Origin of the sequence: Kitasatospora putterlickiae (assembly GCF_039527695.1) — a bacterium.
Classification (GTDB): Bacteria; Actinomycetota; Actinomycetes; order Streptomycetales; family Streptomycetaceae; genus Kitasatospora; species Kitasatospora putterlickiae.
Genome location: NZ_BAAAKJ010000251.1, coordinates 10,252 through 11,566 on the forward strand (window position 1 = coordinate 10,252; position 1,315 = coordinate 11,566).

Annotated in this window: 1 protein-coding gene; it reads left to right on the top strand. The window is 78.7% G+C overall.

Going from position 1 to position 1,315, the window contains the following annotated elements; genetic code table 11:
* On the top strand, positions 1 to 1,315 hold a 1,315-nt coding region (locus ABD308_RS25230; RefSeq protein WP_344338861.1), incomplete at both ends, for a lytic transglycosylase domain-containing protein.

Genomic DNA, 1,315 nt, shown 5'->3' on the forward strand with positions numbered 1-1,315 from the left:
GTGACCGGGATGCTGGCGGTGTTCACCGCCCTCGCGGCGCTGACCGGTTCACAGACCGGCCTCGGCCTCTCACCGGTCGCCTCGGCGGGCGCGGCGGAGAACCCGCCCGGCCAGGCCCCGACGTCCGCGAGCGGGGTGGGCTTCCCGGTGCTCCCCGGCACCACCGGCGTCCCGAACGTCCCCGGAACGCTCGGCGTGCCCGGCACCGCGCCGGTCGACGGCGGCGGCACCCTGCCGCTGTTCCAGCCGCCGCTCGCCCCGGTCACCTCGCCGTTCGCCGACCCGCTGCGCACCGGGCCCGCCCTGCCGGAAACGGTCTTCGCCGCCTACCGCAAGGCCGAGGCGGCCCTCGCGGTCCGCTCGCCCGGCTGCCGCCTCCCCTGGCAGCTGCTCGCCGCGATCGGCGAGGTCGAGTCCGGCCAGGCCGGCCGGGGCGCGGTCGACGCCGCCGGGACGACGTACCGCCCGATCCTCGGCCCGGTGCTCAACGGGGCCGGCTTCGCGGCGATCGCCGACACCGACGGCGGCCGCTACGACGGCGACGCGGGCTGGGACCGCGCCGTCGGGCCGATGCAGTTCATCCCCTCCACCTGGGCCTCCTGGGGCGTGGACGCCAACGGGGACGGCAAGGCCGACCCGAACAACATCTTCGACGCGGCCGAGGCGGCCGGCCGGTACCTGTGCGCGGGCGGTCGCGACCTGTCCGACCAGGCCCAGCTGGACCGGGCGGTGCTCGGCTACAACCACTCCTCCGAGTACCTGCGCACCGTCCGCAACTGGATGGCGCACTTCACCAACGGCACCCCGGTCACCACCCCGGACCGCCCGGGCACCGCGAGCCCGCTCGCCCCGCTGCTCCCCGTCACGGCGCCGAGCCCGCTCGCGCCGCTGCCGCCGGCCCCGGGCACCGGCCCGGCCACCACCACGCCGTCCGCGGCCCCGTCCACCACGCCCACCGGCACCCCGAGCGCGCCCTCGCCGAGCGCGACGCCGTCCGGCTCGCCCTCGCCCTCGTCCTCGCCCTCGCCGTCCGCGAGCGCCTCGCCGTCGGAGCAGCCGAGCACCACCCCGTCGACGACTCCCGGCGGCACACCGTCCGGCAGCGCGAGCCCGACCGCGACGCCGACCGGCACGCCGACCACGACCCCCTCGACCACGCCGTCCGGCACCCCGAGCGGGACCCCGTCGACGACCCCGAGCGCCACGCCGACCGCGACGCCCACCGAGACGCCGACCGGCTGCGCCACGCCGACGGGCACCCCGACCGATGGCCCGAGCGCGAGCGCGAGCCCGTCCGCGAGCGCGACCCCGTCGG